The organism is Cognatishimia activa, from assembly GCF_001458335.1.
GTDB lineage: Bacteria > Pseudomonadota > Alphaproteobacteria > Rhodobacterales > Rhodobacteraceae > Cognatishimia > Cognatishimia activa.
In genome coordinates, this window is the sequence record NZ_CYTO01000022.1 from 1 (window position 1) to 3,154 (window position 3,154).

A 3,154-nucleotide genomic window follows, 5' to 3' on the forward strand; every position below is an offset into this window, starting at 1 on the left:
AGTAAATAGATAAATAAATAATATCTCTCTAAAACGATGGTAATTAATCCTCGGCATCATAGACACTTTATGCATCTACCTATCTGGGGCGGAGCAGTCGTCGGGCCGCGCACTTAACGTAACCAAATCGCAAGCCTTATGCCCTAATCTCATCTTCGCCTGAGCGCGAAAGGATGAGCATGAGATCGATCTTTTTAAAAGGATTTGCGTTACTGACCTTTTTGCTGTCCACATCATCCGTATCTTCTCAAGAAACGATTATGATCGAGGCGCGGCGCCTTCCATCGACCTGTGTGGATCCGCTCCTATGTGTTCCGATGTCAGAATTAGTTCTACGCAACATCGCGTCATTTAGTAACAAAGAATCTCGCGAAGTTATGTCCTTCATCAATCGCATCTCCTCAGTTCGCGGGCTTACAGATGAGCGATACGATCAGTTAAATTCTTCGAAGCGTGCTATAGCGGATAAATACCACCCATCGGAAATGTCTGAGAAGCTTCTTTTCTTAAGACAGCATCCAGGGTTCTATTTCGACACCGAAGTATTGGATGGAGCCAACGTAACGCAGAGTTTTGGCGGCTACATCAAAACCCAACTGCAGGGTGCTGGGGTGACTTTCCTGACCAAGCAAGAGTGGGAAAATACACCGGGGCGTCCTCAAATCAAGGTGCGCTACTCAGACCGACGGGAGTCAGAAGGGTGTATCATCCCGTTTTCTGTCTCGCTCACAATTTCGGAAGAGGCGGTTCTGGTACGTGATGCTGATCTCAAGGTTCCTGCAGTCATATGGTCTAAAACGGTGCGACAAAACCTAGCAAACCGAAACTACACAGTTCAAAGTGCATTGCGTGAGGCGGTGGAATATTTCCTCGAAGATTGGCGCGCTGCAAAGTGACCGCGCTGAGTATTCCAAGGTCAAGCAGTATGAATTTATCAAAAGTAATTTTGTCATTTCGTAACGAAGCCTCATGTCATAACAAGCTATTAAAGTAATTTTTCGAGGGATTATGATGGCGCCAAAATTTGGGACCAGTGGGGTGCGCGGGCTCGTGACGCAGCTGACCAGAGAGGTGGTTACCCAATATGTTCGATCGTTTGCAAAGCAATGCGATACGGGAGGAACAACATATGTTGGATGGGATTTGCGAAACAGTTCGCCGTCCATTGCAGAAACGGTTTGTGATGTTCTGATAGAAGAGGGAATTTCCGTCAAACGGTGTGGGGTTTTGCCCACGCCTGCACTGGCTTTTGCCGCTCAAAATGCCGACGCAAGTGCGATCATGATCACAGGAAGCCACATTCCTTCGGATCGAAATGGAATCAAATTCTATACAACACATGGTGAAATATCCAAGCATGACGAGGAATTGATAACACAAGGTTTGGATGGGCTGGCTGGCGCGGTGTCCGAGCCTGGCGTTCTAGATGATGCGCATGCTTTGACAACGCAGCAATTTGTAGAGCGATATACGAAGTGCTTTTCAAAGGATGCTCTCGCAGGACTCACGGTTGGTATATATCAACACAGCTCCGTGGCGCGCGATATTCTGATGGAAATTATCACGAGTCTCGGCGCATCCGCTGTGGCGATTGAACGGACAAAGGAATTCGTCCCGGTTGATACTGAAGCGGTGTCAGCGGAATCCCAACGTCGATTTGCAGATTGGTGCCAGAAGTTTGAATTGGACGCATTGTTGTCAACGGATGGTGACGCGGACCGCCCGATGTTGACAGATGCAAGTGGGCGACTGGTTCCTGGAGACGTGCTTGGCGTCATCGCTTCGCTCTACTTGGGAGCGGATACGATTTGTACTCCGGTTTCATCTAACTCGATGATTGGTCAACTCGCTGAGTTCAACGAAGTGCATTTGACAAAGATCGGCTCCCCTTATGTGGTCGCTGCGATCCAAGAGCTTCAACGGAAAAATCCACAAGCAAATGTGGTGGGGTTTGAGGCAAATGGGGGGTTCCTACTGGGATTTCCATATCGGGCGGCGGCTGGGACGATTGCGCCATTGCTGACACGGGATTGTGTTTTGCCGATGATCGCGACTTTGGCTGCCGCCAAGGATCAAAGTAAGTCCATCGCGGCATTGGTCTCGGGATTGCCTGATCGGTTTACAGCGGCCGATCGCATTGCTGGGGTTCCGACCGAACAGTCCAAGCAATTCATCGCAGCGCTCGCAGACGGGCCCGACGCCCGAGGTGATTTCTTCGATGTTGGTGCGCCAGAACGGAGTATCGATCGGACCGACGGGCTGCGCCTCAGCTTTACAAATGGCGAAGTTGTGCATTTGCGCCCTTCGGGCAATGCGCCTGAATTTAGATGTTACGCTGAAGCGCCCACGGCTGATCGCGCGCGTGAGTTGGTCGACCACCATCTTAAAAAGATTCAGAATCGCCTGCGTTAGATTTTCTTTTGCCGTGTTTCACGGACCAAAAAACAAAAGGACGCCGAATTGGCGTCCTTATTCAATGTGATGTGTAGAAAAGAAGAGTTACTTCTTGTTCAGGTAATCACACCAGTGAGGAACGGTTTTCTTGTCTAGGTAGCTCGCGATGGTTGCTCCAAGAGTTTGAACGAACGCCACACCAGGAACTTTTGCGAAGCTTTGTGCGATTGCAGCCATGTCTTCTCTCCTAAATAGATTGATCGGCTGTGTAGGCTTTGTGTCGACTCAAATCCAATGCTCTTTCCGCATACCGGCGTTGCACTTGCGGCAAATCACAAAGAAGTGGTTTTGTATCGCCAACATTCGCAAGGAAAAAACAAATCGCTGAATTGGCGCGAATGAACTGAATTTTTCTTTCTAAAACGAGAATCGCGCGGTGCAAATTCAGCTCTTGTTTCATTCGATTGTTCCCGCTCCATAATTCTCAAAGTCCGAATTGCCTTGTTTTTAGACCGATTGACGTTTTTTTGATTTTTCTCAAAAAAGGGGTTGCGACTCTCTGGGGGTAGGACTAGAACCCCCTTCACCGGCGGCGCTGAGTGAGACACTGAGGCGCGGCGGGGCGGCGAGAGGCACTGAGGAGCGGAGCTCTGAGGGTGTTTTGAGCTAGAAAATATCGAGCATGATGACGCGGGATGCGCCTATTAAGATTGGGCGTTTCTTGTTGATTTTTGTCTCTGGTGATTGGGTTTTTGGTCTG

General features: G+C 49.2%; 4 protein-coding genes. 2 read left to right on the forward strand and 2 right to left on the reverse strand.

The window, feature by feature from the left end; genetic code table 11:
• Nucleotides 1-179 precede the first annotated feature (179 nt).
• Together TA5113_RS11190 and TA5113_RS11195 are read left to right on the forward strand one after the other, a co-directional pair.
• Nucleotides 180-896 (forward strand): hypothetical protein, encoded by a 717-nt coding sequence (locus TA5113_RS11190; protein WP_058316714.1) that lies wholly within the window; start codon nt 180-182, stop codon nt 894-896.
• Between the two features lie 115 nt (nt 897-1,011).
• Entirely contained in the window at nt 1,012-2,412 is a 1,401-nt protein-coding gene (locus TA5113_RS11195) for a phosphomannomutase (RefSeq protein WP_058314201.1), read from the forward strand.
• 87 nt (nt 2,413-2,499) lie between these two features.
• Here TA5113_RS11195 and TA5113_RS17235 read toward each other — a convergent pair whose 3' ends face one another.
• Nucleotides 2,500-2,631 (reverse strand): hypothetical protein, encoded by a 132-nt coding sequence (locus tag TA5113_RS17235; RefSeq protein WP_258953927.1) that lies wholly within the window; start codon nt 2,629-2,631, stop codon nt 2,500-2,502.
• Between the two features lie 10 nt (nt 2,632-2,641).
• Nucleotides 2,642-2,854, reverse strand: coding sequence for a hypothetical protein (locus TA5113_RS11200; protein ID WP_058314199.1), 213 nt, complete (start codon nt 2,852-2,854; stop codon nt 2,642-2,644).
• Between the last annotated feature and the right edge of the window lie 300 nt (nt 2,855-3,154).